Genomic DNA, 24,622 nt, shown 5'->3' on the forward strand with positions numbered 1-24,622 from the left:
ATGGTCGACCCATGACTACTACGTACGCTGTACTTAGTGAGGGTCTGGAGAAGCGGTTCGGCCGGGTCCACGCGGTGCGCGGGCTGGATCTCGCGGTGGCCGCGGGAACGGTCTGCGCGGTCCTCGGGCCGAACGGGGCGGGCAAGACCACGGCCGTCCGCCTGCTGACGACGCTGCTGCGGCCCGACGCGGGCTCCGCCCGGATCGCCGGGCACGACCTCCTCCGGGAGGCCGCCGCGGTACGCCGTCGGATCGGCGTCACCGGGCAGTACGCGTCGGTCGACGGCGACCTCACCGGACGGGAGAACCTGCGGCTGTTCGCCCGGCTGCACCGGGTGCGCGGTCCGGCGGACCGGGCCGCGGAGCTGCTCGGCCGCTTCGGGCTGACCGAGGCCGCCGACCGGCCCGTCTCCACCTATTCCGGCGGCATGCGGCGGCGGCTCGACCTGGCCGCGAGCCTGGTCCGCCGGCCCGACGTCCTCTTCCTGGACGAGCCGACGACCGGTCTGGACCCGGCCGCCCGTAACGACATCCGGGAGGCCGTGCGCGAGCTGCGGCGGGACGGCACGACGGTGCTGCTGACCACGCAGTACCTGGAGGAGGCCGACCAGCTCGCCGACGACGTCGCCCTGGTGGACCGGGGGCGGGTCGCGCACACGGGGTCGCCGGCGCAGCTCAAGGCGGTGGTGGGCGCGCACGCCGAGGTCGTCGTCGCCGACGCGGACGCCATGGTGCGGGCGGCTGCCGTGCTGGACCGGATGACCGGGGCCGAGCCGTCGTTCGACCGGGACCGCAACGCGGTCGGAGTGGTGACCCGGGACACCACGCTCACCCTCCCCCGCCTGGTGCGCGAACTGGACGCGGCGGGCGTGCCGCTGCTCGACGCGAGCCTGCGGCCGCCCACCCTCGACGACGCCTTCCTGCGGCTCACCCGGGGCACGGCCACGGACGGCACCACCGGCGACGACGAGGAGCGTGCGGCATGAGCTCACTGGTGTACGACGGCACCACGATGCTGGGCCGTCAGCTGCGGCGGACACGGAACAACCCCGGCCTGCTGGTCCTCACCCAGACGATGCCGGTCACCATGCTGCTGTTCTTCGGCTACGTCTTCGGCAGCGCGCTGGCGATGCCCGGCGAGGACTACCGCTCCTTCCTGGTGCCGGGCCTGCTGGCGGCGACGGCCGCGAACGGGATCATGACCGGCATGTTCCAGGCGGCGCAGGACGTCCACCGGGGGGTGACGGACCGCTTCCGCGCCCTGCCGGTGAGCCGGGCCGCGGTGCCGCTCGGACAGGCGGTCGCGGACGTGGTGGTCACGGCGGCCGGGACGGTGCCGCTCCTGCTGGTCGGGCTCGCGGTGGGCTGGCGGATCGAGGGGAGCGCGCCGGAAGCGCTGGGCGCCCTCGGCCTGTTGCTGCTGTTCCGGTTCGCGACGACGTGGACGGGGATCTTCCTGGGCCTGCTGACCCGCAACGAGGAGGCCGCCGGGCAGCTCGGGAGCGCCACGTTCCTGCTGCCGCTGCTGTCCAACGCCTACATCCCGGCCGACGGCCTGCCCGGCTGGCTGCGCACGGCCGCCGAGTGGAACCCGATCAGCGCGGTGGCGACGGCGTTGCGGGAGCTGTTCGGCAACGCCCCCGTGCCGGAGGGGGCCGCCTGGCCGGTGGCGCATCCGGTCGCCGGGTCGCTGGCCTGGTGCGCGGTGCTGCTGGCGGTGTTCATGCCGCTCGCCGCTCGCCGGTACGCGCACGGCGAGCGCTGACCGGCCGGTTCCGGGCGCATCGCCCGTGAGCGCCGCCGACGGCTGCCGGGCCCGGGCACGGCGAGGACCGCCGGCGAACCGGGCCCGGCCGGGACGCACGACCGTCCCGGCCGGGCCCCGCCCCGCACCCGGCGGCCGAGCACCGGTCAGCCGTGCGGACACCGGCTCCGGGCCGGCACCCGGCGGCTAGCGAGCATCGCTCACTCCGTGCGCGGCCGGCGCTCGCCTGCTTGCCGAGCACGTGGCAACCGGCCCGGACCGGTCCGCCGAGCAGCAGCAGGATGTCCCCCAGCCGGCGTGAACCGCCGCCGACCTCCGCCCTGTTACGCACGACGGGGAAGGCGCCGACGGTGGCCAGCAGCACGCCCACCACCCTCGGCAGCGGCATCCGGGCGCGGAGGGGGATCAGTTCCCCCGGCATCGTCGTCAGCGGGTACGTGGCCACGATCAGCTACGCGTCGGAGCCCGTGGACAGGTCGACGCCGACGTTCTCCAGGACGAAGTACACGGTGATGCGAGGAACCCGCTCAGGTGGAGCTGCCGCCGCTGCCGCGGGTCGGGGCGGGCGGACGGGTGTGGAACACGCCCGCGCTCGGGAGCGCACCGGGGCGCCGCCGCGTGCCGTGGGGGTGACGGGCGGCGTGTGCGCGGCGCCGGGACGGTGCGGTCGCCGGGGCGTGGGCCTTCAGTTGCCGCCGAACAGCGAGCGGCGCAGTCGGCGCAGGGGTGCGAAGAGCGAGACCCGGCCCACCTGGGCGCCCCGGCCGCTTCGCCGGTGCGCGGGCTCACGCGCGGTCAGCTCACGCATCAGCGAGGTCGCCTCCAGCGTCTCCCGCTGCGGGAGGGCGGGCCCTCCGAGCACTGCGAGGTGACGGTCGAGGCGCGAGCTGGTCGCGCTGCTCCCGCAGGTGATCGCAGGGATCCTGGCCCTGCTGCGCACTGTTATCTGTTCCATGTCACTCCCCACCCGTACGAATCCACCCGGCCCGGGCAGGCTAACCCTATCGCCCCAGGGCGGCACGCGTGTATCGCGGTCGCGGGATTCACCTTCCCCGCAAGGGGGTTGACGGTCACTCTCCGAATCCGAAGTACTTCGGGGCGAGTTGGACAACGGGCTGGCCGGCGGCCTGTGGCGCTCCCCCGCCGGGGCCCGCAGTTACGGCGGGTGACGTGGCGGACGGACCGGGCGGGGAAGTCGGCCAGGCGTGTCGCCGGTACGGAAGCCCAGGTCGCGCGGTGGTGTGCCGGGGCGTGGGCGCGGCGGCCGGCGGAAACGGTCCCCCTGCGGGCCGCCGCGTCCGCCGCGGGACGGGGTCCGTGCGCTCCTCCGGCGCGGGGGCGCCCGCTCCCCCCGCCGTCGCACCCCGGACGCCCCGGGCCGCGCGCGTCCGTGCGCCCTCCGCGCCGGGAACGTGGGCGATCTCACGCTCCCGGAACGCGTGGAGGGGGGCGGGTCCGGCCGGCCCCGCCCCCCTCCCTTCCCTCCGCTCGTCCTTCCGCTCAGGGCTTGCCGTGCCGTGGTGGGGGCTCAGGCGGTGCCGTCGAGCACCGGCAGGTAACCGCCGGACTGGCCGGCCGCGGTCGGGTGGTACGAGTCGCCGATGTTGAGCCAGTTGACGCTGTGGAGCCAGGAGTTGCCGGAGCAGATCTCGTGGCCCGTGAAGGGGGGACGTACGTCGCCGAAGGTGAAGCCGTGGTCGGCGACGCGCTTGGCGATCGCGGTGTTCAGGTGGTCGGACGCGTCGTTGATCGCCTTCCGCTTGGTCTCGGAGAGGCCGAGGCAGGCCGTGCCGAGCTTGTAGAAGCGGGGGTAGCCGAGGACGACGACGCGGGCGTTGGGGGCTCGGTCGCGAATCGCCGAGTAGACGCTGTCCAGCCGTCCCGGCAGCGTGGAGTCGACGTACGCCTTCGCGGTGGCGATGCGCGACAGGCAGGCGTTGTCGGACTGGAGCACACAGGTCGTCATGACGTCGGCGAAACCGGCGTCGTTGCCGCCGACGGTCAGGGACACCAGGCCCGTGGAGGAGCCGAGCGGGCCGAGCTGTCCGGCGAGGACATCACTCGTTCGGGCACCCGAGCAGGCGGTGAAGTGGAACGCCGAGGGTGAATGGGCGGCGGCCCACAGCTGGGGGTAGGCCTTCGTGCTGCGCTTGCAGTCGCCGCTGGAGGAGATGTAGCTGCCCGCGCCGACTCCGGAGGAGTAGGAGTCGCCGAGGGCCACGTAGTCGCCGGACGCGGTGGTGGGGACGCCCTGCGCCGCCGTGGCGCCGGCGAGGGCGGCGCCGGTCGCGAGGGCGAGTGAGGCCAGGAAGCCGACAATTCGGGAACGTCTCATGGAACCTCCCTTTAGCAGGATCTCTGCCTCAACCGTCGTAGCAGCAGGACGTGTTGACAGGAAGTGCTCATGCCAAGAATGTCTACGGTCATTCAAAAACGAACGAAAAAGTGACGGAGCGCAGACCCCGTCTTGACTGTGCGTACGGGACTGGGCGACATTGAAGCCCGGCATCCGACGCTTCGGGGGGCAAAGTCGGCCATGCATGGCATTGGCAGCAGACGCGGCCGGCGGTGGCGGCGACCGAACCGGTCGCACGGTCCACGAACCGGTCCTGCCTCCCGGGCGGACGACCGATGACCGGCAAGCCAACAAAAAAGTGAGGCTTCGTTACGAGCCTTGCCATAGAGGTTCATCCGTCAATACCGTCATACATACGCACATCTCACCCGCACCGGTCCGTCGGCACACGGCTCCAGGGGAGGGCTCAGGGACCGCGACGGCCCGTGCGGGGCGCGGTAGGGGGGGCCGAGCTCGGTGACCGCATCACGTGACCGAGCCGTGCCGCGCGGTCGGCTGCCGTTCTCCGGCGCCGACGGGCTTTGCCGACTCACCCGGCATGCACGGAGACCCGTTCCGTCGTGCCCCGGGTGAGAACCCCCCTTTCGAACCGGACACAGAGCCGGGCCGCCCGGGGGCGGCGGCCCGCCGGACGAGAGGGACCAGACCCATGAGCTCAGCGCTGCAGCCGGCGACCGCGGACCACGATCCGTCGGCCACCGGTCCGTCGACCGCCGGGAAGTACCGGCCCGTCTCCTCGCACCTGGCCATAGCGCCGCCGGTGAGCGTGGTGATCCCCGCCATGAACGAGGCGGAGAACCTGCCGTACGTCTTCAAGACCCTGCCGGACTGGATACACGAGGTCGTCCTCGTCGACGGCAACTCCACCGACGACACCGTCGCCGTCGCCCGGGAGCTGTGGCCGGGCGTCAAGGTCGTCGAACAGCGCGGCAAGGGCAAGGGGGACGCGCTGATCACCGGGTTCAAGGAGTGCACCGGCGACATCATCGTGATGGTCGACGCGGACGGCTCCGCCGACGGCCAGGAGATCGTCAGCTACGTCTCCGCCCTCGTCTCGGGCGCGGACTTCGCCAAGGGCTCCCGCTTCGCCAACGGCGGTGGCACCGACGACATGACCTTCATCCGCAGGCTCGGCAACGCCGCCCTGTGCGCGGTCGTCAACCGCAAGTTCGGCGCCCGCTACACCGACCTGTGCTACGGCTACAACGCGTTCTGGCGGCACTGCCTGGACAAGATCGACCTCGACTGCACGGGCTTCGAGGTGGAGACCCTGATGAACATCCGGGTCGTCAAGGCGGGGCTGAGGGTGCAGGAGATCCCCAGCCACGAGTACCTGCGCATCCACGGCACCAGCAACCTGCGGGCCGTGCGGGACGGCCTGCGCGTGCTGAGAGTGATCCTCCAGGAGCGCTCCAACCGCCGCGCCCTGCGCGGCCGTACGCACTCGCCGGTGCTCGGCGCGGTCCGGGGGAAGGTGTCTTGAGCACTCCCGACACCTCCGGCGACACCGGCGCCCTCGGCGTCTCCGTCGTGATCTGCGCCTACACCGAGGACCGCTGGGAGGACATCCTCGCGGCGGTCGCCTCGGTGCGGGCGCAGTCCCACCCGGCCCTGGAGATCCTGCTGGTCGTCGACCACAACGAGAGTCTCCGGGACCGGCTGGCCAAGGAGTACGGGGAGCACGGGGCGGCGGGCGAGGTGCGGGTGCTCGCCAACGCGGGTCCCCGCGGCCTGTCCGCCGGCCGCAACACCGGCATCGCCGCCGCGCGCGGGGAGATCATCGCCTTCCTCGACGACGACGCCGTCGCCGAACGGGACTGGCTCAGGCACTTCGCCGCCGGGTACGCCGACCCCCGGGTCATGGCCGTCGGCGGGCGCACGGTGCCCGTCTGGGCGTCGGGCCGCCGGCCGGCCTGGTTCCCGGAGGAGTTCGACTGGGTGGTGGGCTGCACCTACAAGGGCCTGCCGCCCGGCCGGGTCCGGGTGCGCAACGTCCTCGGCGGCAACGCCTCCTTCCGCCGCAGCGCCTTCGACGCGGCGGGCGGCTTCGCCACCGGCATCGGACGCGACGGCGACAAACGGCCGCTGGGCTGCGAGGAGACCGAGCTGTGCATCCGCCTCGCCCGCGCCCGGCCCGACGCCGTCCTGCTCGTCGACGACCGGGCGGTGATCCACCACCGGGTCCCCGAGGCGCGCGAGCACTTCGCCTACTTCCGCACCCGCGCCTACGCCGAGGGCCTGTCCAAGGCGCTGGTGGCACGCAGCGTCGGCGCGGGCAAGGGGCTGGAGTCCGAACGCCGGTACGCCACGCGCGTCCTGCCCGCCGGGGTGGCGCGCGGGCTGCGCGACGCGCTGCTGGGCCGGCCGGGCGGCGCGGGCCGGGCGGGCGCGATCGTCGCCGGGGTGCTCACGGCGGCGGGCGGCTACGTGGTGGGCAGCGTCCGGGCGCGGCGCGGGGGCGTCCGGTTCTCCGTCGCGCGGATCGGGGAGGCGGTCCGTGACTGACGACCGCCGGGTGCCGGTCCTCATGTACCACGCGGTCGCCGGCGACCCGAACGACGCCACCCGCGCGCTGTCGGTGACCCCGGAGGCGTTCGCGGAGCAGATGGCGGTCATCGCCGACCGGGGCCTGACCCCCCTGACCACGGCCGAGCTGGCCGCCGCCTGGCGCCTCGGCCGTCCGCTGCCCGCCCGGCCGGTGCTCGTCACCTTCGACGACGGCTACGAGGGCGTGCACCGCCACGCCCTGCCCGTCCTGGCCGGACACGGCTTTTCCGCCACGCTGTTCGTCTCCACCGGATGGCTGCGCGGTCCGTACGACACCGGCGGCGCCCTGGACACCATGCTCGACTGGGACCAGGTCCGGGACCTGGCCGCCGCGGGCGTCGAGATCGGCGGGCACAGCCACAGCCATCCGCAGCTCGACCAGCTCGACGGCGAACGGCTGCGCTCGGAGCTGATCCTGTGCAAGGAGATCGTCTCCGACCAACTGGGCACCGTCCCGGCCTCGTTCGCCTATCCGTACGGGTACTCCGACCGCCGGGTGCGGCAGGCGGTGCGAGAGACGGGGTACGCGCAGGCGCTCGCCGTCGGCAACGGGCTGGCGCGGCGGCGGCAGGGGCCCTACGCCCTGCGCCGCGTCACCGTGCGCCGCAGCACCGGGCCCGAGGAGTTCGAGCGGCTGATCGAGGGCCGGGCGATCGCCCGCGCCTTCGCCCGGGACCGGGCCCTGACGAAGGGGTACGCCGTGGTCCGCCGGGCCCGGCAGGTCCGCGGGCGGGTCCTGCGCGCCCGTGCCTGAGCCGGTTTCCGGGGCCCCCGCGCCGCGCGCACCCGGAAACCGGGTGCACGCGGCGCCCGGGTGCCGGATCATGGCGGCATGTCCGCGAACCCACACGACGCGCTGCCGATCCGGCTCCACGTCGACGACAGCGACTCCCCCGCCGACGTCGTCGACGCGCTGTTCCTCGGCCGCTTCGCGACGGGCGAGCAGCCGTACTCCCACGCGGTGAACATCGACCGCGTGCGGTCCGGGGCGACCCTCCTGCCGCCCGGCGCGCGCGTGCTGCGCGCGGCCCGCGACGACGACCGCAGCGCCACCCTGGCCGAGGGCGACGGCTGGACGGTGCTGGTCTCCCGCTGGAACCGGGGCGCCGACGTCACGGTGACGGCGACCAGCGCCGAACTGGCGCGGAAGGTCCTCGACCAGGCGACCGACGGCGCGGCCGACGAGCCCGAACCTCAGCCGGAGAACGTCACCATGGGCTTTTGGTACGTCTCCCCGCGCCGCGGCCCGCACCGCACCACCCGGCAGATCACGGCCGGCACCTGGGAGGAGGTGCGCGCCAACTACACCGCGCCGGTCGCGGAGGCGATGGACCGCCTGATGAGGACGACGCCCGAGGACATCGCGGGCCGGCTGCTGCTCCTGCACGGGCCGCCGGGCACCGGCAAGACCTCGGCGCTCAGGACGCTGGCCCGGTCCTGGCGGGACTGGTGCCAGGTCGACTGCGTCCTCGACCCCGAGCGGCTCTTCTCCGACGTCGGCTATCTGATGGACATCGCCATCGGCGAGGAGGACGCGGCGGGCAGGGGCCGCTGGCGGCTCCTGCTGCTGGAGGACTGCGACGAACTGATCCGCGGCGAGGCCAAGCACACCGCGGGGCAGGCGCTGTCCCGCCTGCTGAACCTGACGGACGGCCTGCTCGGCCAGGGCCGCAACGTCCTGGTCGGCGTCACCACCAACGAGGACCTGGAGCGGCTCCACCCGGCCGTCGTCCGCCCCGGCCGCTGCCTGGCCCGTATCGAGGTCGGGCCGCTGACCCGGCGGGAGGCGGTGGCCTGGCTGGGCCGCGAGGAGGGCGTCGGCCGCGAGGGCGCGACGCTGGCGGAGCTGTACGCGCTGCGCCGGGGGACGTCCCCGACCACGCTGCCGGAACCCCGCGGCGACGCCGAGGCCGGGCTGTACCTGTAGCCGCCGCGACGGGCGCCGCGACCGCTTCCGCTGCTTTGATGGACGTATGACCCTGTATGTGGGGACGTCCGGGTGGCAGTACGAGGACTGGCGGGGCGTGCTGTATCCGCAGGGGTGCCCGGTGCGGCGGTGGCTGGAGGAGTACGCGGCGGGCTTCGCCACCGTGGAGAGCAACAACGCCTTCTACCGGCTGCCGTCCTTCGACACCTTCGCCGCCTGGCGGGAGCGCACGCCGCCGGACTTCGTCGTCGCGGTGAAGGCGAGCCGCTTCCTGACGCACGTCAAGCGGCTGCGGGAGCCCGGGGAGCCGGTGCGCCGGTTGCTGGCCCACGCCGCCGGCCTGGGCGACCGCCTCGGCCCGGTGCTGCTCCAGCTGCCGCCCACACTGCGCGCCGACGCGGGGCTGCTGGACGCCTGCCTGGCCTGCTTCCCGCCCGGCGTCCGGGTCGCGGTGGAGCCCCGGCACCCGTCCTGGTGGACGGCGGAGGTCCACGACGTGCTGCGGACCCGGGGCGCCGCCCTGTGCTGGGCGGACGTGCTGTCCCGCCCCGTGACCCCGCTGTGGCGCACCGCCGGCTGGGGATACGTCCGCTTCCACCGGGGCCGCGCCCTGCCCCGGCCGCACTACGGCCGGCGGGCCCTGGCGGCCTGGGCGGCCCGGATCGCCGCCGCCTGGCCCGGGCCGGCGGACGTGTACGCGTACTTCAACAACGACCCGGACGCGGCGGCGGTGCGCAACGCGGTGACGTTCGCCGGGCTGGCGGGGGCGGCGGGGCTGACGGTGACGCGGACGCCGGGCCGCCCGCTGCCCGCGCCGGGGGCGTCCGGCGCCCGCCCGAAGCCCGGCCCCTCCTCGCCCTGAGCCGGGCCCTACTCCCCGTACGCCGCCCGCAGGGCGTCCCGTACGACCGTCAGCGCCTCGGCCTCCGTCAGCCCGAGCCGCCGGGCCCGCTCGGCGTAGGACCGCGCGGCGGACGCCAGCTCCCGCTCGGCGGCCGAGCCCGCGGCGGCCACGAACGTGCCGTGCCGGCCGCGCGTCTCGACCACCCCGTCCGCCTCCAGCGCCCGGTACGCCTTGGCGACCGTGTTGGCGGCGAGCCCCAGCGACTCGGCCAGCCCCCGCACGGTCGGCAGCCGGTACCCCACCGGGAGCGCGCCGGAGCGGACCTGCCCGGAGATCTGCTCGCGCACCTGTTCGTAGGGCGGTACGCCGCCGTCGTCGATGTGGATCTTCAAGGTCACGGGACGATTGTCCCGCACCCGCCCGGACCCTCGTCCGCCGGAACCAGCGCCCGCCGGAAAAGGGGAGGCGGGCGCTGGGGTTCCCGCGTAGCGTGCGCCTCCATGACAGTGATCGTGCGCGATCTGCGCCCCGACGTCCGCTCCGATCTGGAGGGCTTCGCCCGGGTCCGGCGCCTCGCCCTGCCGTTCATGCTGGTCACTCCCGAGTCCGTGCTCCACGCCCTCACCCGCACCCACCCCGACGCCCGCTTCCGGCCCCTGATCGCGGAGGAGGACGGGGAGGTGATCGGCACCGCCCAGGTGGGTCTCGCCCACGACAGCCCCGAGCCCGGCCGGGGGTTCCTCAACGTCCACGTGCGCCCCGACCGCACCCGGCGCGGCGCCGGCGGGCTGCTGGTGCGCACCGCCGAGGAGTACCTGGCCGGGGAGGGGGCGACGGAGCTGTACGCCTGGGCACTGGACGAGCCGGCGAACCACGCCTTCGCCGCACGGCACGGTTACGGCAGGCGCCGCTCCGCCCACTTCCTCCGCCTGGACCTCGCGGCCGGTACGCTCCCGCCGCTTCCGTCTCCTCCCCCGGGCGTCGAGCTGCGCACCGCCGCCGACTTCGCGGACGACCCGCGCCCGCTGTTCGACCTGGACGCGGAGACGACCGCGGACGAACCGGGGGACATCGGAGCCGAGCTCACCGATTACGCGACCTGGGTCGAGGAGAGCTGGAAGCACCCCCTGCTGGACCTCGGCCTGACGACGGTGGCGGTCGCCGGCGGCCGCCCGGTCGCCTTCACCGTCGCGCACACCGACGACGGGGCGCGCTGCTCGACCGCCATGACCGGCACCGCCCGCGCCTTCCGCGGCCGGGGCCTGGCCAAGCTCGTCAAGGCCGCCTTCCTGCACCGGGCCCGGGCCGCCGGGATCACGGAGGTGTTCACGGGCAACGACACCGGCAACGGCCCGATGCTCACCGTCAACGAATGGTGCCGTTACGAGATCTGCGCCACGGAGGTGCGCTATGCCCGCCGGATCGGCTGACCCGCGGCGCGAGCTGGAGGTCGTCCTGGTCAAGGCGGGCCGGACGAAGATCCGTTACGGTGCCGTGCTCGTGGCCGACGACGGCACCCGTATCACCGTCCGCGCCCCCTGGGCCGGTGCCGGCGCCCGCGACTTCGGCTTCGTCCGCTTCGAGGCCGGCGACGTCTTCACGGAGCACTACTGGCGCGACCGGTGGTACTCCGTGAAGGAGGTCCGCGCCGCCTCGGGCGCCCTCAAGGGCTGGTACTGCGACGTCACCCGCCCGGCCGTGCTCCTCGGCACCGAACTGGTCGTCGAGGATCTCGACCTGGACCTGTGGCGCTCGGCGGACGGCGCGGACGTGCGGCGCCTGGACGAGGACGAGTTCGCCGCGAGCGGACTGGCCGAACGGGACCCCGGGGCGGCGGCCCGCGCCGCGGCCGCCCTCGACGAGCTGGAGGAGCTGGCCCGCGGGGGCGGCCTCGAGGCGCTGACGGCGTGACACCGGACCGTACGCCCCCACTCCCGTCATATCCGCCCCGGGCCACCGCGTACCGCTCGATGCCCACCGCCCTCCTCCCCCTCCCCGGCGCCGGGCCGCCCCACGGCGTCGGACCCGGCCACCGAACCCCGGCCGGCACGCGGTGTGACGGAGGCGTCACCGTGTTTCACCTCGCCCCAGGGTGACACCCGCCACTGACAGCCGGGCCGTGACAGCCGCCACTGACACGGGTGCGGCGATGAGGAAGCGTTGCGGAACGGGTCCGCCTCCGTCAGGCCGCGGAGACCGGCAGACCCCGAAGGAGGCAGCCATGCGCCGTGTGACCGTGCACAAGCCCCGCAAGCAGACCGATGCCCGCCGGGCCCGCGAGGAGGCCGAGAAGCGTCCCGGCGGGCGCCCGGAGATCCGCCGGGACATCGCACGCGTGTGGTGGCCGGACGGCTGACGGGGCGGGAGCGGGCACGGGGCCGGGCCACGCCGTCAGAGCAGCCGCTTGCGGTAGGGGACGCGGTCGTAGGGCCCGTCCACGCGGCGTCCGACGACCTCGTAGCCGTACTTCGGGTGGATCCTCCGGTTCTCCCACATCAACGCGTTCGTGTGGAGCCGCACCTCGGGCAGGCCGAGCGCCCTCTCGTGCGCGTCGACGAACGCCGGCAGCCGCCTCCCCACCCCCTTGCCGTGCGCGTCGGGGCGGACGGCGACGCTGTCCAGGAACAGGTGGCCGGCGCGGGCCTCGATCACGGCGAGGCCGTCCACCCGCCCGCTTCCGGGCTCCTCGGTCACGAACACCTTCCCGGCGGCCACGTCCGCCGCGTGGTCCGCCTCCATCGGCTGCGGCACCACGCCGATGTGCGCGACGTAGGGGTGGTACGCCGTGCCGGTGACGTCCTTCACCGCCGGTACGTCGACGGTGACGGCCGGCCTGACGCGCCGGCCCGGGTTCACGAGATCGTCGGTCATGCCGCGAACGGCAGCCACCCGAGGGCAGCCTGATCACTTCCCCGACGCGGCATGAGGATCCCCCTCCACCCGCCTCGGACAGGCGATTTCCCCGTCTTCGAGGGCCGGCTCGCCGATCGCCCCGCGGGCCGGGCCACCCGGCCTCCGCCGGTCCGGGTGACTGCTCGTCACCAGGCGGGTCTGATGGGGCCGTTGGGTGCGAGGCGCAGCAGGCGGTCCCGCAGCAGGCGGACCTCGTCCTCGCCGAGCACCTCGGCCCATGTCCGCACGGCCTGGGCCGCCGCCTCCTCCGCGGCGCGCGTGCAGGCCAGCCCCCGCCCGGTCAGCACGATCAGCCGCGCTCGCGCGTCCTCGGGATGGGGCCGGCGCTCGGCGTACCCCTTGCGGACGAGTTCGTCGACGAGCTGACTCGCGGCCTGCTTGGTCACCCCCAGGTGGACCGCGAGGTCGGTGACGGTCGCACCGTCCGGGAGGAGCCGGGTGAAGGCGAAGCCGTGCGCGGGCCGCAGCCCCTCGAAACCGCGGGCGGCGACGCCGCCATGGATGCGGTGGGTCAGGTCACCGGCGACGGCGAGCAGGGCGGCGGACAGGGCCATGGCGTCGGAGTTCTGCACGGAGGCATTCAAACACTCTTGACGCATTGGTCAAGCTGCTTGACTATAAACCCATTCATCTAGTCAAGCACCTTGACCATGTGCCCGGAGGGAACAGCCATGCCCGTCGTCCGTTCGTCCGAAGCCGTCACGCACGAGATCCACGGTGCCCGTTTCGTCTCGTACGCCACCCCCCGCACCGGCAGCCGGGAGCTCGCCGCCTGGCGGGGCGAGATACCGGCGGGGACCAGGGCACCCGCGCACACCGTCAGCCGGGAGGAGATCTTCCACCTGCTCAGCGGCGAGCTGCTCATCACCCTCGACGGCCGCACCGAGCGCGTCATCGCGGGCGATACGGTGATCATCAACCCGGGTGTGACGTTCGGTGTCGAGAACCCCACCGACCGCACCGCGGTCTCCTGGGTCACCACCTCCCTCGGCCTGGAGGCGGAACTGGCCGACGGCACACGCCTCACACCCCCGTGGGCCAACTAGCCGTTGCGGGGCATGACGTTGGTGACACGGGCCAATGCCGGTAAAACCGGGGTGCCCCGACGGCCGGCAGTCGGGTACCGTGCGGGCCATGTCGAGTCCCGAGTCAGACAAGGTGGGGGGCTTTCGGTCACGCCGTCAGCCCCCTGAACCACTGAGCTCGTAGCCCTGTCGTCGCGCCGCATCCTGCGGCCGGGCGCGTGTGCCTTGGGGGCTGGCCGCGGTGACGAGATGACCTTCTCGTGCTTCTCCTCACCTCGGAGCCACTCGATGCCCCTGCCGTTGTATCTGCTTGCCGTGGCGGTCTTCGCCATGGGCACCTCGGAGTTCATGCTCGCCGGCCTCCTGCCGGACATCGCCTCGGATCTTGACGTCACAGTCGGGACAGCGGGCACGCTCACCTCGGCCTTCGCGGTCGGCATGGCCGTAGGCGCTCCCCTCGTGGCCGCGCTCGCCCGTGACTGGCCCAGGCGCTCCAGCCTTCTCGCGTTCATCCTCACCTTCGCGGCGGCGCACGCCGTGGGCGCCATCACCACCAGCTTTCCGGTCCTGTTCGCCACCCGGGTAGTCGCCGCGCTCGCGAACGCGGGGTTCCTCGCCGTTGCTCTGACCGCTGCCGCCACGCTGGTCTCGCCGGACAAGAGGGGACGTGCGCTGGCCGTGCTGCTGTCCGGCACCACGGTGGCCACGATCGCCGGCGTCCCCGGCGGGTCGGTACTCGGTACGGTGCTCGGCTGGCGGGTCACGTTCTGGGCCGTCACCGCTCTCTGCCTGCCTGCAGCTCTCGGCGTCGTGAGGGCAATCCCGGTGGGACGCGTGAGGGAGGAGACGACTGGCGCGCCAGCCTTGCAAGCGGAGCTCGCCCAGCTCACAAGGCCGCCATTGCTTCTGGTGATGCTGCTCGGTGCGCTGGTGAACGCAGCCACGTTCGGAAGCTTCACCTTCCTCGCCCCCGTCGTGACCGACACCGCCGGCCTGGGCGAGTTGTGGATCTCTGTCGCTCTGGTGTTCTTCGGTGCCGGCTCCTTCGCCGGGGTCACCGTCGCCGGCCGGCTGTCCGACCAGCGTCCCGGTCCGGTCATCGCAGTAGGGGGCCCGCTGCTGCTCGTCGGCTGGCCGGCTCTGGCGGTGCTGGCCGACGAGCCGGTCGCCCTGTTCGCCCTCGTGTTCGTGCAGGGCGCCCTGTCGTTCGCGCTGGGCGGCACCCTGATCGCACGGGTCCTCTACGAGGCCGCGGGCGCCCCCACCATGGCCGGGTCGTATGCGACCGCGGCGCTCAACGTCGGCGCCGCCATCGGCCCCCTCGTCGCGGCAACCACCCTCGGTACCGCGGTCGGGGACCTCGGGCCGCTGTGGGCAAGCGGGTTCCTGGTCGCTGTCACACTGCTCGTCGCGTTCCCCTTCCGCACCGTGGTCGCGGGCGGCCGAAGCGCCGGGGTGCTCCGGTGACACATGCGAACGCCCACGGAACGTCGAAGGACGCCGAAGGCTCACCGAACGCTGCCGCAACCGTCCGATCGCCCACGCGGCCGCCGAGGTCGGCGTCTCCCGCGCCTGCCTGTCCAGGTGGAAGAACCGCCGTGTCCAGTACGGCGCGAGGCCGGGCTGCGGGACCGCTCCCCGTCTCCCGTACTCCTCACCGACGCGGACCCCGCCCGACGCCGCCGAACGGATCGAGCGACTGCGGCCCGCCCCCACCCGCCTGGAACACCTCCCGCCCCTGACGCACCCGATCCGGGCGGCGTCCCGGCCGCATGGCTCGCCCGAGGCCCCGCCCCGTACGCGGGGCGGGGCCCGGGCGAGGCGTGCCGTCAGCCGATCTCCGTTCCGGTGGCCGCCAGCGCCTCCGTCACCGGCTGGAAGAAGGTCTCCCCGCCCGAGGCGCAGTCGCCCCTGCCGCCGGAGGTCAGGCCGATCGCGTCGGTGCCGGTGAAGAGCGGCCCGCCGCTGTCGCCGGGCTCGGCGCAGACGTCGGTCTGGATGAGGCCGGTCACGACGTCGCCGTTGCCGTAGTCGACGGTGGCGTCCAGGCCGGTGACCGTGCCGGAGCGCACGTGGGTGGTGGAGCCGCTGCGGGTCACCCGCATGCCGACGACGGCTTCGGCCGCGCCCGTGATCTCCTGCGCGGTGCCGTCGTAGAGGTTCACCTCGCTCGGGTGCTCCACCCCGGGGAAGTACCTGACCAGGCCGTAGTCGTCGCCGGGGAAGCGGGAGGCCGCGGTCCGGCCGATCCTGCGGCCGGAGGAGTCCGACCAGAGGAAGGCGGCCTCGGTGCAGTGGCCGGCGGTCAGGAAGTACGGTCTGCCGTTCCTGACCACGTTGAAGCCGAGCGAGCAGCGTGCGCCACCGCCGAGGATGGCGTCGCCACCCGCGATCAACGGCTTGAACTCCCCCTCGGTCCGCTGGAGTACGGCCGCGGAGCCGAGCCCGCCGACCACGTCGGCCAGTCTGTCCCACCCGGCCTTCGAGACCGTGCGGTCGGCGGTGACGACCACCTTGTTGGCGACCGGGTCGGTCACCCGGGAGGTGCCGGGGACGGCCGCCCTCCGTTCGAGGGCGGTGTGCGCCCGCCGCAGCTCGGCGAGGGAGTGCTCGACGACTCTCGCCCTGGCGCCGGCCGCCTCGACGGCCCGCGCGGTGTTCTCGTCGACCACGTTGACCACCAGGGTCCTGGTTCCCGCGTCGTAGTACGCGCCCGCCGTGCCGCCGCCGAGCTCCTCGGCGAGCGTGGAGGCGAGTCGTCCGGCCGCCGCGGACGACAGGGTCCTGGGCGCGGGGGCCTCCCGGGCGTTCGCGCCCGGGGAGGTGAATCCCGTGGCGAGCAGTGCGGCGATGCCCGCACCCGCCGCGGCGGCGTGCCGCACGAGTACGCGTCGGTGTTTCAACACACGTCCTCCTGTGGGGGGTTCGGCACAGGAGGACGTGGGGACCTCGTGCGCCGGAAGGATGGTGACGAACACCCACTGTCCCGAAGCCCACCGAAAGCACACAAGGGCGACTTCTGCACGCGCATACGGGCGAGTTCGCGCGCCCCTTCTGCGGTGTCCGCGCTCCGTCACCGCGGGGTGCGCGCGGCGAACACCGCGGGCCGGGTGGCCGCTGCGGCCCGCGCCCGTCCCGGTTCTGCCCGCGCCCGCCCGGCGGTGAGCCCCCGCACGCCGGTTGCGCGTGCGGGGGCTCACCGTATCGTCGGAACGGGGTGCGCGGCGGCTCAGTAGACGCTGACGCCGTAGGCGCTCAGGGCCTCGGTGACGGGCTGGAAGAAGGTCGTACCGCCGGAGGTGCAGTCGCCGCTGCCGCCGGAGGTCAGGCCGTAGGCGACACCGTTGCTGCCGTAGAGCGGACCGCCGGAGTCGCCGGGCTCGGCGCAGACCGTGGTCTGGATCAGGCCCGAGACGATGTCGCCGCCGCCGTAGTTCACGGTCGCGTTGAGGGCGGTGACCCGGCCGCTGTGCGTGCCGGTGGTGGAGCCGTCACGGATGACGGTGGTGCCCACGCTCGGCGTGGCCGCACGGGTGATGTCCACGCCGTTGGCGGTGCCGGGCCGGCTGACGGACCCGCTGTAGCGCACGATGCCGTAGTCGTTGCCCGGGAAGCTGGAGCCGGTCGTCGTGCCGATGGCCGAGGTGCGGCCGGAGTTGGAGTACCAGGTGCCCGCGCCGTCGGTGCAGTGACCGGCGGTCAGGAAGAACTGGGTGCCGCTGCCGTCCTGGACGTTGAAGCCGAGGGAGCAGCGCCAGCTGCTCGCGTAGATGGCGTCGCCGCCCTGGATGAGCTTGTTGAACTTGCCGGGGGTGCGCTTGATGGTGAGCGCGTCGGCGTTGGCGCCGGCCTGCTTCTTTATCTTGGCTATCTCGGCCTGGGAGACCGTGCTGTCGACGGTGACGAGCACCTGGCCGGTCTTGCTGTCGACGGCCCAGGCGGTGCCGGGGACGTCGGCCTTCAGTACCGAGTCGCCGGCGCTCTTGAGCTCGGCGGCGCTGAAGGTGGCGGGGGTGTCGGACGCGTTCGCGCTGGGGACCGCGATCGCGGCCGCGGCCACGAGCCCGGTGGTGACGGCGATCAGCCGAGTCCGTCTCGTGATGCCGCTGCGGGGGGTGGTGCGCTTGATCCTCACTTTTCGTTCCTCCACGGGGGAAGTCGGGGGCCTTCGTGGGGTCTGGGGCCCGTGAGGCGCAGTCGGAGGCACTGGGTGTCCGGATTCCGGACCCGCCGTGCCCCTGACAAGCGCTGGAGGGAGTATTCGGCCGAACGGCCGTTCGGCGCAAGGGCACCTTTCGGCCGCGCCGCTCCTTCCGAACGCTCCACGGCCCCCCGGGAGCAACCGCGGCCCGCCGCGCGCCCCTCCCCCGGCCGCCCTCAGGGGACGTCCCGGCGGTCGCGGGCTCCGTGCGCGACGGACGCGCGCGGGCCGGCGACCGGAGCCCCGCCGGTCGCCGGCCCGGGGAGCGACGCGACCCCGCCGTACGCCGCCTCCCGTACCGCTCCGCCCGCTCCACCCGTTCTGAGGTGCCGTCAGTACGGAGGCGGGCGGCCCGTCGCGATCCGCGGACCCGCCGCGGCCCCGGAAGCAGCCCGCACGGATGTGCCACCCACCGGTTGGCGAGGCTCTTCCCGGAGCCGGTGCCGGCGGGGTCCGACGACTCCGGAGACGACGCCCCCCGCGGTTCGTCACGACGCCGGGCTGCGGCATCGCACCGGCCACCGGTTCACCCGTATGCCCCGTCCCTCACCCGTGCGCCGGGAGAAGTCATATTTCACTCATGGTCAGCACCCGTTTGTGCAACGCCCCTTGGGACATACGGACTCTCGACGGATCCACTGTGCACCAGTACCGTCACAAACCCCCCGTGCGGCGTCCGTCCGCTTGGCGCGACGTCCGCATCATGGATGACCATAGGGATGCGGAAGGCACGAGAGACCGCAGAGAGAGGAGGCGTCCATGGGATCGGTACGCAAGGCGAGTGCGTGGCTCGGCCTCGTCGACGACAACGAAGACGAGCGCTACTACGACGACGACTACTCCGAGGGCACCGACTCCGAGGACGCCTGGGTCACCGACCCCCGCGTGAAGGTGGCCGCGGACTCCGCCGAGGAGAGGGGCCGCCGCATCGGCACGGTCACCCCGGACAGCTTCCGCGACGCGCGCGCCATCGGCGAACTGTTCCGCGAGGGCGTCCCGGTCATCATGAACCTCACGGCGATGGAGCCCGTCGACGCCAAGCGCGTGGTCGACTTCGCCGCCGGGCTCATCTTCGGCCTGCGCGGTTCGATCGAGCGGGTGTCCACCCGCGTCTTCCTGCTGAGCCCGGCCGACACCCAGATCGTCAGCGGCGAGCGCGCCGCGCACCGCACGGACGGCTTCTTCAACCAGAGTTGAGGCGGGGCCGCGCCCCGCAGCCCCGCCCGCGCCCTCGTCCCGCCCCGGCGCCTACCGGAACGCGTCGATCCCGGTGAGCGCCTTGCCCAGCACCAGCTGGTGCATCTCGACGGTGCCCTCGTAGGTGAGCACCGATTCCAGATTGGTCGCGTGCCGCATCACGGGGTATTCGAGCGAGATCCCGTTGGCCCCGAGAACGGTCCGGGCCGTACGGCAGATGTCGATGGCCTCGCGGACGTTGTTGAGCTTGCCGAAGCTGACCTGCTCGGGCCGCAGGCGGCCGGCGTCCATGCGCCGCCCGAGGTGATGGGCGAGCAGGATCCCCTTGTGCAGTTCGACCGCCATGTCGGCCAGCTTGGCCTGCGTGAGCTGGAAACCGCCGATGGGCCTGCCGAACTGCTCCCGTGACTTCGCGTAGTCGACGGCGGCCTCGAAGCAGCTGCGCGCCGCCCCCATCGCGCCCCAGACGATGCCGTACCGGGCGTGGGTGAGACAGCTGAGCGGCCCGCGCAACCCGGTGACCCCCGGCAGCACGGCGTCGGCGGGCAGCCGCACGTCGTCGAGGACGAGCTCGCTGGTGACGCTGGCCCGCAGCGACCACTTGTGCTTGATCTCGGGCGCGGAGAACCCGGCGCTGTCGGTGGGTACGACGAACCCCCGGATCCCCTCGTCGGTCCGCGCCCACACGACGGCGACCCCGGCGACGGAACCGTTGGTGATCCACATCTTGCGCCCGTTGAGGACCCAGTCGGAGCCGTCGCGCTTGGCGTACGTCCGCATCGAGGCGGGGTCGGACCCGTGGTCGGGCTCGGTCAGCCCGAAGCACCCCATGACCTCGCCGGCGGCCATCCGCGGCAGCCACTGCCGCTTCTGCTCCTCGCTGCCGAACCGGTGGAGGGCGTACATGGCGAGGGAGCCCTGCACGGAGACGAGGGACCGGATCCCGGAGTCGGCCGCCTCCAGCTCCAGGCAGGCCAGCCCGTACTGCACGGCGCTCGCGCCGGCGCACCCGTACCCGCTGAGCGACATCCCGAGCGCCCCGATCCCGCCCAGCTCCCTGGCGAGCTCCCGGACGCCGGGCAGCTCCCCCTTCTCGTACCAGTCGGCGACGTACGGCAGCACCCGGTCCGCGGCCCATGCCCGCACGGTGTCGCGGACGGCGAGGTCCTCCGGTTCGAGCAGGTCGTCGATGCCGAGGGGGTCGGCGGGGTCGAACGGGGACATGGCACACCCTCCGAGGACTCACTCAAAACTAGCAGCGCTAGTCACGGCTTCGGCCGACGTTACGTGGCGGTGTCCCGCACGTCCACCCTGCCCGGTTCCCGCGGCGGGCCCCCGCCCGGCCCCGCGGGCGGCGCCCGCCTCCCGGCGAACGAGCGGTGCGCGGGCGGGAGAGGGGCTCACGCCGAGACGCGGGACTCCACGGCCTCCCTGGGCACGGGCACCTCCACGGAGCCTTCGGCCTCGCACTGCATCGCCCGCGGCAGCCGCAGCGCCATCACGGCCCCCACCAGCAACAGCCCCGCACTCACCAGCAGCGTCACGTGCAACCCGTGCACGAAGGCGTCCGCCGCCGCCCGCCGCAGGGCCGCACCCGCAGGCCCTCCGAGCTCCGCGGCGACCTCGTACGCCTCCCCCAGGGAGTGCCCCGCCGCCGAGGAGGCCGCCGCCGGGACACCGGGCACGCCCGCCAGCCCGGGCGCGTACGCCGCGTTCATCACGGTGCCCAGCAGCGCGATGCCGATTCCCGCGCCCAGCTGGTACGACGTCTCCCCGATCGCCGCGGCCCCGCCGGCCTGGTCCTGCGGTGCCTCGCTCAGCATCGACTCGTACGCCCCGAACAGGGTCGTCTCCAGCCCGAAGCCGAGCAGCACGAACCCGGTCAGCAGCAGCGCGGAGTCGTCCGTCCGGCCCATCGCCGTCAGCAGCACCACCGCGCCCGCCGTCAGGCAGAACCCCGAGCACACCATCCGGCGCGGGCCGAACCGGCGCAGCATCCGCGCCCCCGCCAGGCCCGCCGCCATCGCCGCGAACGTCAGCGGCAGCAGCCGCAGCCCCGTCTGGAGCGGCGAGAGCCCGAGCACGAGCTGGAGGTACTGCGCGGCGATCAGTTCCAGGCCCACCAGCGCCAGCATCGCCAGCACGATGCAGCCCACGGAGGTGCTGAACGCCGGCCGCCGGAACATCCCCAGGTCCACCAGCGGGTGCGCCCGGCGCCGCTGCCGCCGCACGAACCCGGCCAGCAGGGCGGCGCCCGCCACCAGCGGCACCACGGTGAGCGCACCGGCCGCGGGCTCGCCGCCGCCGAGCCGTTTGACGCCCAGCACCACGGAGAAGAGCCCGGCCGCCGCCATCAGCGCCCCGGCCACGTCCCACGGACCGGTGCCGTCGCCCTTGGACTCGGGCAGCAGCAGGCGTCCCACCGGCAGGCTGACCAGCATCAGCGGGATGTTGACGAGGAAGACCGATCCCCACCGGAAGTGCTCCAGCAGGAAGCCGCCGAGCAGCGGCCCGATCGCCGCGCCCACGGCGGCCACCGCGCTCCAGACGCCGATCGCCAGCGCCCGCTCCCGCCGGTCGGGGAAGACCTGCCGCAGGATCGACAGCGTCGCCGGCATGATCATCGCGCCGCCGACGCCGAGCAGCCCCCGGGCCACGATGAGGACCTGGGCGGTCTGCGCCAGGGCCGCCAGGGCGGAGGCGACGCCGAACAGGCCGTATCCCAGCAGGAGGATCCGTCTGCGGCCGACCCGGTCGCCGAGCGTGCCGAACAGGATCAGCAGCGAGGCGCAGACGAGCGGGTAGACGTCGACGATCCAGAGCAGTTCGATCGCGCCGGGCCTGAGGTCCTCGGTGACGGCGGGCACCGCCACGTGCAGCACGGTGGCGTCGACGGCGACGAGCAGCAGGCTGACGCAGAGGACGACGAGCACCAGCCAGCGATTGGCACCGGCCCCGGCCGTCCGACGGCGCGGCGCGGTGGCGGCCGTGGTCGTCCCGGACATGCCGGACATGTGCGCACCTCCCAGAAGTTCCCTCGCGTCCGGCGGGCTCACGGGGGCGGGGGCTCCCCCGCGGCTCGGCCGGGGAGGAGCGGTGGTCCCCGGCCCGCGCTGCGGAAGGCGAGTGACTCGTCAGCGTACGCGAGTCCGCGCCGGGGGCACGTGGCGGACCTCTCACCCGCCCGGCGCAATGGTGTGGCGTACGCCACTGACTCCTCCGGCCGCCCCGCTCCCGCGGACGGCCCGGTTCCGGGCGCCGCCGATAATCGAGCGCGTGACCGACCTCGAGACGTGCGCGGCTCCGGCCCGCTCCGGGGCCCTGCGCCGGGCCGCCCCGGCGCTCCTCGGATACGCCGCCGTACGCGCCCTGGGCCTGCTCGCCCTGGCCCTGTGGAGCGCCGCGCGCGGCAAGAGCGCGTACACCCTGCTGACCGCCCGCTGGGACTCCCTCTGGTACCAGAGGGTCGCCGAGGGGGGGTACGGCTACGAGGTGCGCCTGCCGAACGGCGACGTCCACTCCGATCTCGCCTTCTTCCCCCTGCTGCCGTGGCTGGAGCGGCTGGGCGCGGCGGTGTCGCCGCTGTCGCACGCCGACGCCGGATTCGCGGTGAGCCTGCTCGCCTCGCTCGCGGCGGCCTGGGGGATCTTCGCGGTGGCGGACCACGTGTACGGCCGCCGCGCGGGGGTGTGCGCGGCGCTGCTGTGGGGAGTGCTGCCGGTCGGGATCGTGCAGTCGATGGCGTACAGCGAGTCGCTGTTCACCGCCCTGGCGGCCTGGTCGCTGTACGCGGTGCTCACCGGCCGCTGGGTGACGGCGGGTGCCCTGGCGTTCCTGTCCGGGCTGACCCGCCCGGTGGGGCTCGCCGTGGTGGCGGCGGTGTGGGCGGCCGGCGTCGTCTCGTACGGGCGACATCGGAGCGCGGCCGACGAGCGCGGCGCACGCCTGGCGCCGCGCGCCCTCGGCCTGGCCCTCACGCCCCTCGGCGCCGCCGGGTACGTGCTGTGGGTCGGCCATCGCACCGGCAAGGGCCCGCTGGGCTATCTCGACGTCCAGGCCGGGTGGCGCAACGGCTTCGACGGCGGCCTGGCCTTCACGCGCTTCGTCGCGGAGAAGTTCACGTCGTTCCCGTCGGCCCTGGCGGGACTCGGGCTGACCGCCGGGGCCGCCCTGGTGGTCTGGCTGTACGTCGTCTGCGTCCGGCAGCGTCAGCCGCTGCCGCTGCTGGTGTACGCGGGGGTCGTCACCGCGCTCGCGCTGTGCGCGTCGGGCTACTTCGGCTCCAAGCCGCGTCTGCTGCTGCCCGCCTTCCCGCTGCTGCTGCCGCTCGCCCGGACCCTGGCCGGGCTGCGGACCTCCGGATCGGCGCTGGTGACGGCCGGTGTCGCGGTCGCGTCGGCGGTGTACGGCGCCGTCTGGCTGAACGGCTCCGGTCCGCCCTGACCGGCCCTGCCCGGCCCCGCCCGGCCCCGGCCGGCCCGGCGCGGACCGGTGAGCGGCCGGGTAATTCCGCCCCACCTCTCGGTGAACCAATTCATAAGCACGATAAAACTGCCGTCCGGGCCGATCAAAAGAAATGAAGGTGGTCGGGCGCATGCTTTAGGGAATCGAGGGAATTAGTCTTCGCCCTGAGAGGAATCCCACATCACATCGTCATCACAAAGCCGTTGATTCGGCGGGGATCACACCTCACTCGCTGTAACGTCGATTGGGTGCGTACCGAACGGAACCTCACCCGCCTGGACCGGGTGTTCGCGAGGCTGGACCGTGAGCCGGAACGACCGGCCCACCTCGATGTGCCGAAGATGAGCCGGCACAGGATCGCGCTGTTCGCCTCGACCATGGCCTTCTATCTCGCGATCGTGTGGGCCGTACTCATCACTTCGTGGCTGGTCCGGCTCGACTGGCGGGTCATGTTCTTCCGGCCGTACCAGCAATGGCCGGAGATCCACGCGTTCGTCGACTACTACGTGGTGCTCGGCCAGCGCGGCCCCACCGCCGTGATGGTCGCCGCCTGGCTGGGCTGGCGCTCCTGGCGGCAGCACACCCTGCGCCCGCTCCTCGCCCTGGGCGTCTCCCTGCTGCTGCTGAACGCCACCGTCGGCGCCGCCAAGTACGGCATGGGCCGCCTGGGCCCGCACTACGCGACCGAGATCGGCTCGAACGAGATGTGGCTGGGCGGCGATATATTTCCGAGCGGTCACACCGCCAACGCCGTGGTGACCTGGGGCATCCTGGCCTACCTGGCCTCGACGCCGAGAGCTCGCCGCTGGCTGTCCGCCCTGTCCGCCGTCACCTCGCTCGGTGTCGGCATGTCCACCGTCTACCTCGGTACGCACTGGCTGAGCGACGTACTCCTGGGCTGGGCGGCGGGCCTGCTGATCCTGCTGGCCCTGCCCTGGTTCGAACCGCTGATCGCCCGCGCGGAGGCCGTGCTCCTCGGCCTGCGGGACCGCCTGCGCGCCCGCCGCGGCCGCACGGCACCGGCGCCCGGGCCCGCGCCGCAGCCGACCGCCGCACCGCCCGTGGTGCTCCTGCCGCCCGTCCCCGGCCGGAAGGACGCCCCGGCACGCGAGCCCGCCTCCCCGTCCCGCCCGCGGACACCGGCGTACCTGGCCCCGGGCCCGCACACGGCCCGTACGGAGCGCACGCCGGTCACCCCGGCCGGCAGCCGCCGCCCGCCGCACTCCGACCGCGTCCTGCGCGGCACGGCCGGCTCCGGCTCGAACTCCACGGCGCGCCCCTGACCGCCCGGGGACCCGGTACGCACAGGCCTTTGCGGCGCCCCGCCCGCACACGACGGCCCCGGCCCTCCCGCACGGAGGTGTCCGGGGCCGTCGCCGCGTG

The 24,622-nt window shown here is 73.8% G+C and carries 24 protein-coding genes; 15 read left to right on the plus strand and 9 right to left on the minus strand.

What is annotated here, in order from left to right:
- The first annotated feature begins 11 nt into the window (after positions 1–11).
- Positions 12–986, plus strand: coding sequence for an ATP-binding cassette domain-containing protein (locus ACSU6Z_RS05395; RefSeq protein WP_437043373.1), 975 nt, complete (start codon positions 12–14; stop codon positions 984–986).
- On the plus strand, positions 983–1,765 hold the full coding sequence (locus tag ACSU6Z_RS05400; RefSeq protein ID WP_437043375.1) for an ABC transporter permease: 783 nt from the start codon (positions 983–985) through the stop codon (positions 1,763–1,765). Before ACSU6Z_RS05395 ends, ACSU6Z_RS05400 begins: the two co-directional genes overlap by 4 nt.
- A gap of 685 nt (positions 1,766–2,450) precedes the next feature.
- Here ACSU6Z_RS05400 and ACSU6Z_RS05405 read toward each other — a convergent pair.
- Together ACSU6Z_RS05405 and ACSU6Z_RS05410 are read right to left on the minus strand one after the other, a co-directional pair.
- Positions 2,451–2,720 carry a hypothetical protein gene (locus ACSU6Z_RS05405; protein ID WP_437043377.1) on the minus strand — a complete coding sequence of 90 codons (270 nt, stop codon included), beginning with the start codon at positions 2,718–2,720 and terminating at the stop codon, positions 2,451–2,453.
- A gap of 573 nt (positions 2,721–3,293) precedes the next feature.
- On the minus strand, positions 3,294–4,100 hold the full coding sequence (locus ACSU6Z_RS05410; RefSeq protein WP_437043378.1) for an SGNH/GDSL hydrolase family protein: 807 nt from the start codon (positions 4,098–4,100) through the stop codon (positions 3,294–3,296).
- 670 nt (positions 4,101–4,770) lie between these two features.
- Here ACSU6Z_RS05410 and ACSU6Z_RS05415 point away from each other — a divergent pair.
- The 5 genes from ACSU6Z_RS05415 to ACSU6Z_RS05435 all read left to right on the plus strand — a co-directional run bounded on the left by ACSU6Z_RS05415 (position 4,771) and on the right by ACSU6Z_RS05435 (position 9,457).
- Entirely contained in the window at positions 4,771–5,604 is an 834-nt protein-coding gene (locus ACSU6Z_RS05415; protein WP_437043380.1) for a glycosyltransferase family 2 protein, read from the plus strand.
- The gene (locus tag ACSU6Z_RS05420; RefSeq protein WP_437043383.1) at positions 5,601–6,626 is read left to right on the plus strand and encodes a glycosyltransferase; all 1,026 of its coding nucleotides are present in this window, start codon (positions 5,601–5,603) and stop codon (positions 6,624–6,626) included. The genes ACSU6Z_RS05415 and ACSU6Z_RS05420 overlap by 4 nt, the downstream gene beginning before the upstream one ends.
- Before the next feature lie 22 nt (positions 6,627–6,648).
- Positions 6,649–7,422: a polysaccharide deacetylase family protein gene (locus ACSU6Z_RS05425; RefSeq protein ID WP_437050186.1), complete on the plus strand. Its 774-nt coding sequence runs from the start codon at positions 6,649–6,651 to the stop codon at positions 7,420–7,422.
- A 78-nt stretch (positions 7,423–7,500) separates the two neighbouring features.
- Positions 7,501–8,595: a DUF5925 domain-containing protein gene (locus ACSU6Z_RS05430; protein ID WP_437043385.1), complete on the plus strand. Its 1,095-nt coding sequence runs from the start codon at positions 7,501–7,503 to the stop codon at positions 8,593–8,595.
- Positions 8,596–8,641: 46 nt separating this feature from the next.
- Entirely contained in the window at positions 8,642–9,457 is an 816-nt protein-coding gene (locus tag ACSU6Z_RS05435; RefSeq protein WP_437043387.1) for a DUF72 domain-containing protein, read from the plus strand.
- A gap of 8 nt (positions 9,458–9,465) precedes the next feature.
- On the opposite strand, the gene ACSU6Z_RS05440 is transcribed toward ACSU6Z_RS05435, so the two are convergent.
- The gene (locus ACSU6Z_RS05440) at positions 9,466–9,837 is read right to left on the minus strand and encodes a GntR family transcriptional regulator (protein WP_437043389.1); all 372 of its coding nucleotides are present in this window, start codon (positions 9,835–9,837) and stop codon (positions 9,466–9,468) included.
- A gap of 102 nt (positions 9,838–9,939) precedes the next feature.
- Between ACSU6Z_RS05440 and ACSU6Z_RS05445 the strand changes: the two genes are divergently transcribed.
- The 3 genes from ACSU6Z_RS05445 (at position 9,940) to ACSU6Z_RS05455 (ending at position 11,795) form a co-directional block, all read left to right on the plus strand.
- Positions 9,940–10,869, plus strand: coding sequence for a GNAT family N-acetyltransferase (locus ACSU6Z_RS05445; RefSeq protein WP_437043390.1), 930 nt, complete (start codon positions 9,940–9,942; stop codon positions 10,867–10,869).
- On the plus strand, positions 10,850–11,350 hold the full coding sequence (locus tag ACSU6Z_RS05450) for a DUF402 domain-containing protein (protein WP_437043392.1): 501 nt from the start codon (positions 10,850–10,852) through the stop codon (positions 11,348–11,350). Before ACSU6Z_RS05445 ends, ACSU6Z_RS05450 begins: the two co-directional genes overlap by 20 nt.
- A 310-nt stretch (positions 11,351–11,660) precedes the next feature.
- The gene (locus tag ACSU6Z_RS05455) at positions 11,661–11,795 is read left to right on the plus strand and encodes a hypothetical protein (protein WP_437043394.1); all 135 of its coding nucleotides are present in this window, start codon (positions 11,661–11,663) and stop codon (positions 11,793–11,795) included.
- Between the two features lie 35 nt (positions 11,796–11,830).
- Here ACSU6Z_RS05455 and ACSU6Z_RS05460 read toward each other — a convergent pair whose 3' ends face one another.
- Together ACSU6Z_RS05460 and ACSU6Z_RS05465 are read right to left on the minus strand one after the other, a co-directional pair.
- A complete protein-coding gene (locus ACSU6Z_RS05460; protein WP_437043396.1) occupies positions 11,831–12,310 on the minus strand; it encodes a GNAT family N-acetyltransferase in 480 nt (159 codons plus the stop codon).
- 167 nt (positions 12,311–12,477) lie between these two features.
- Complete coding sequence (locus tag ACSU6Z_RS05465) at positions 12,478–12,924, minus strand: MarR family winged helix-turn-helix transcriptional regulator (RefSeq protein ID WP_437043398.1); 447 nt, start codon at positions 12,922–12,924, stop codon at positions 12,478–12,480.
- A 99-nt stretch (positions 12,925–13,023) separates the two neighbouring features.
- On the opposite strand from ACSU6Z_RS05465, the gene ACSU6Z_RS05470 reads away from it, so the two are divergent.
- Both ACSU6Z_RS05470 and ACSU6Z_RS05475 read left to right on the plus strand, forming a co-directional pair.
- Entirely contained in the window at positions 13,024–13,398 is a 375-nt protein-coding gene (locus tag ACSU6Z_RS05470; RefSeq protein ID WP_437043400.1) for a cupin domain-containing protein, read from the plus strand.
- Positions 13,399–13,665: 267 nt separating this feature from the next.
- Positions 13,666–14,844 (plus strand): Cmx/CmrA family chloramphenicol efflux MFS transporter, encoded by a 1,179-nt coding sequence (locus ACSU6Z_RS05475; protein ID WP_437043402.1) that lies wholly within the window; start codon positions 13,666–13,668, stop codon positions 14,842–14,844.
- Between the two features lie 362 nt (positions 14,845–15,206).
- Here ACSU6Z_RS05475 and ACSU6Z_RS05480 read toward each other — a convergent pair whose 3' ends face one another.
- Both ACSU6Z_RS05480 and ACSU6Z_RS05485 read right to left on the minus strand, forming a co-directional pair.
- Positions 15,207–16,280, minus strand: a complete 1,074-nt coding sequence (locus ACSU6Z_RS05480) for a S1 family peptidase (RefSeq protein WP_437043403.1) — start codon at positions 16,278–16,280, stop codon at positions 15,207–15,209.
- A gap of 326 nt (positions 16,281–16,606) precedes the next feature.
- Entirely contained in the window at positions 16,607–17,512 is a 906-nt protein-coding gene (locus ACSU6Z_RS05485) for a S1 family peptidase (RefSeq protein WP_437043405.1), read from the minus strand.
- An 825-nt stretch (positions 17,513–18,337) separates the two neighbouring features.
- On the opposite strand from ACSU6Z_RS05485, the gene ACSU6Z_RS05490 reads away from it, so the two are divergent.
- Positions 18,338–18,775 (plus strand): cell division protein SepF, encoded by a 438-nt coding sequence (locus tag ACSU6Z_RS05490; protein ID WP_437043406.1) that lies wholly within the window; start codon positions 18,338–18,340, stop codon positions 18,773–18,775.
- Positions 18,776–18,826: 51 nt separating this feature from the next.
- Here ACSU6Z_RS05490 and ACSU6Z_RS05495 read toward each other — a convergent pair whose 3' ends face one another.
- Complete coding sequence (locus ACSU6Z_RS05495) at positions 18,827–19,999, minus strand: acyl-CoA dehydrogenase family protein (protein ID WP_437043408.1); 1,173 nt, start codon at positions 19,997–19,999, stop codon at positions 18,827–18,829.
- A gap of 176 nt (positions 20,000–20,175) precedes the next feature.
- Positions 20,176–21,780 (minus strand): MFS transporter, encoded by a 1,605-nt coding sequence (locus tag ACSU6Z_RS05500; RefSeq protein ID WP_437050188.1) that lies wholly within the window; start codon positions 21,778–21,780, stop codon positions 20,176–20,178.
- Positions 21,781–22,051: 271 nt separating this feature from the next.
- On the opposite strand from ACSU6Z_RS05500, the gene ACSU6Z_RS05505 reads away from it, so the two are divergent.
- Together ACSU6Z_RS05505 and ACSU6Z_RS05510 are read left to right on the plus strand one after the other, a co-directional pair.
- A complete protein-coding gene (locus tag ACSU6Z_RS05505) occupies positions 22,052–23,218 on the plus strand; it encodes a mannosyltransferase family protein (RefSeq protein ID WP_437043410.1) in 1,167 nt (388 codons plus the stop codon).
- Between the two features lie 269 nt (positions 23,219–23,487).
- Complete coding sequence (locus ACSU6Z_RS05510) at positions 23,488–24,522, plus strand: phosphatase PAP2 family protein (protein ID WP_437043411.1); 1,035 nt, start codon at positions 23,488–23,490, stop codon at positions 24,520–24,522.
- Positions 24,523–24,622 lie beyond the last annotated feature (100 nt).

The organism is Streptomyces sp. enrichment culture (assembly GCF_964273145.1).
Taxonomy (GTDB): domain Bacteria; phylum Actinomycetota; class Actinomycetes; order Streptomycetales; family Streptomycetaceae; genus Streptomyces.

What these genes read in the sequence shown, in the direction of transcription:
- ACSU6Z_RS05395 (WP_437043373.1), top strand. Translation starts at nt 12, where the DNA reads ATGACTACTACGTACGCTGTACTTAGTGAGGGTCTGGAGAAGCGGTTC.
- ACSU6Z_RS05445 (WP_437043390.1), top strand. Translation starts at nt 9,940, where the DNA reads ATGACAGTGATCGTGCGCGATCTGCGCCCCGACGTCCGCTCCGATCTG.
- ACSU6Z_RS05455 (WP_437043394.1), top strand. Translation starts at nt 11,661, where the DNA reads ATGCGCCGTGTGACCGTGCACAAGCCCCGCAAGCAGACCGATGCCCGC.
- ACSU6Z_RS05410 (WP_437043378.1), bottom strand. Translation starts at nt 4,100, where the DNA reads ATGAGACGTTCCCGAATTGTCGGCTTCCTGGCCTCACTCGCCCTCGCG.
- ACSU6Z_RS05450 (WP_437043392.1), top strand. Translation starts at nt 10,850, where the DNA reads ATGCCCGCCGGATCGGCTGACCCGCGGCGCGAGCTGGAGGTCGTCCTG.
- ACSU6Z_RS05435 (WP_437043387.1), top strand. Translation starts at nt 8,642, where the DNA reads ATGACCCTGTATGTGGGGACGTCCGGGTGGCAGTACGAGGACTGGCGG.
- ACSU6Z_RS05460 (WP_437043396.1), bottom strand. Translation starts at nt 12,310, where the DNA reads ATGACCGACGATCTCGTGAACCCGGGCCGGCGCGTCAGGCCGGCCGTC.
- ACSU6Z_RS05415 (WP_437043380.1), top strand. Translation starts at nt 4,771, where the DNA reads ATGAGCTCAGCGCTGCAGCCGGCGACCGCGGACCACGATCCGTCGGCC.
- ACSU6Z_RS05405 (WP_437043377.1), bottom strand. Translation starts at nt 2,720, where the DNA reads ATGGAACAGATAACAGTGCGCAGCAGGGCCAGGATCCCTGCGATCACC.
- ACSU6Z_RS05470 (WP_437043400.1), top strand. Translation starts at nt 13,024, where the DNA reads ATGCCCGTCGTCCGTTCGTCCGAAGCCGTCACGCACGAGATCCACGGT.
- ACSU6Z_RS05490 (WP_437043406.1), top strand. Translation starts at nt 18,338, where the DNA reads ATGGGATCGGTACGCAAGGCGAGTGCGTGGCTCGGCCTCGTCGACGAC.
- ACSU6Z_RS05475 (WP_437043402.1), top strand. Translation starts at nt 13,666, where the DNA reads ATGCCCCTGCCGTTGTATCTGCTTGCCGTGGCGGTCTTCGCCATGGGC.
- ACSU6Z_RS05400 (WP_437043375.1), top strand. Translation starts at nt 983, where the DNA reads ATGAGCTCACTGGTGTACGACGGCACCACGATGCTGGGCCGTCAGCTG.
- ACSU6Z_RS05500 (WP_437050188.1), bottom strand. Translation starts at nt 21,780, where the DNA reads ATGTCCGGGACGACCACGGCCGCCACCGCGCCGCGCCGTCGGACGGCC.
- ACSU6Z_RS05495 (WP_437043408.1), bottom strand. Translation starts at nt 19,999, where the DNA reads ATGTCCCCGTTCGACCCCGCCGACCCCCTCGGCATCGACGACCTGCTC.
- ACSU6Z_RS05430 (WP_437043385.1), top strand. Translation starts at nt 7,501, where the DNA reads ATGTCCGCGAACCCACACGACGCGCTGCCGATCCGGCTCCACGTCGAC.
- ACSU6Z_RS05425 (WP_437050186.1), top strand. Translation starts at nt 6,649, where the DNA reads ATGTACCACGCGGTCGCCGGCGACCCGAACGACGCCACCCGCGCGCTG.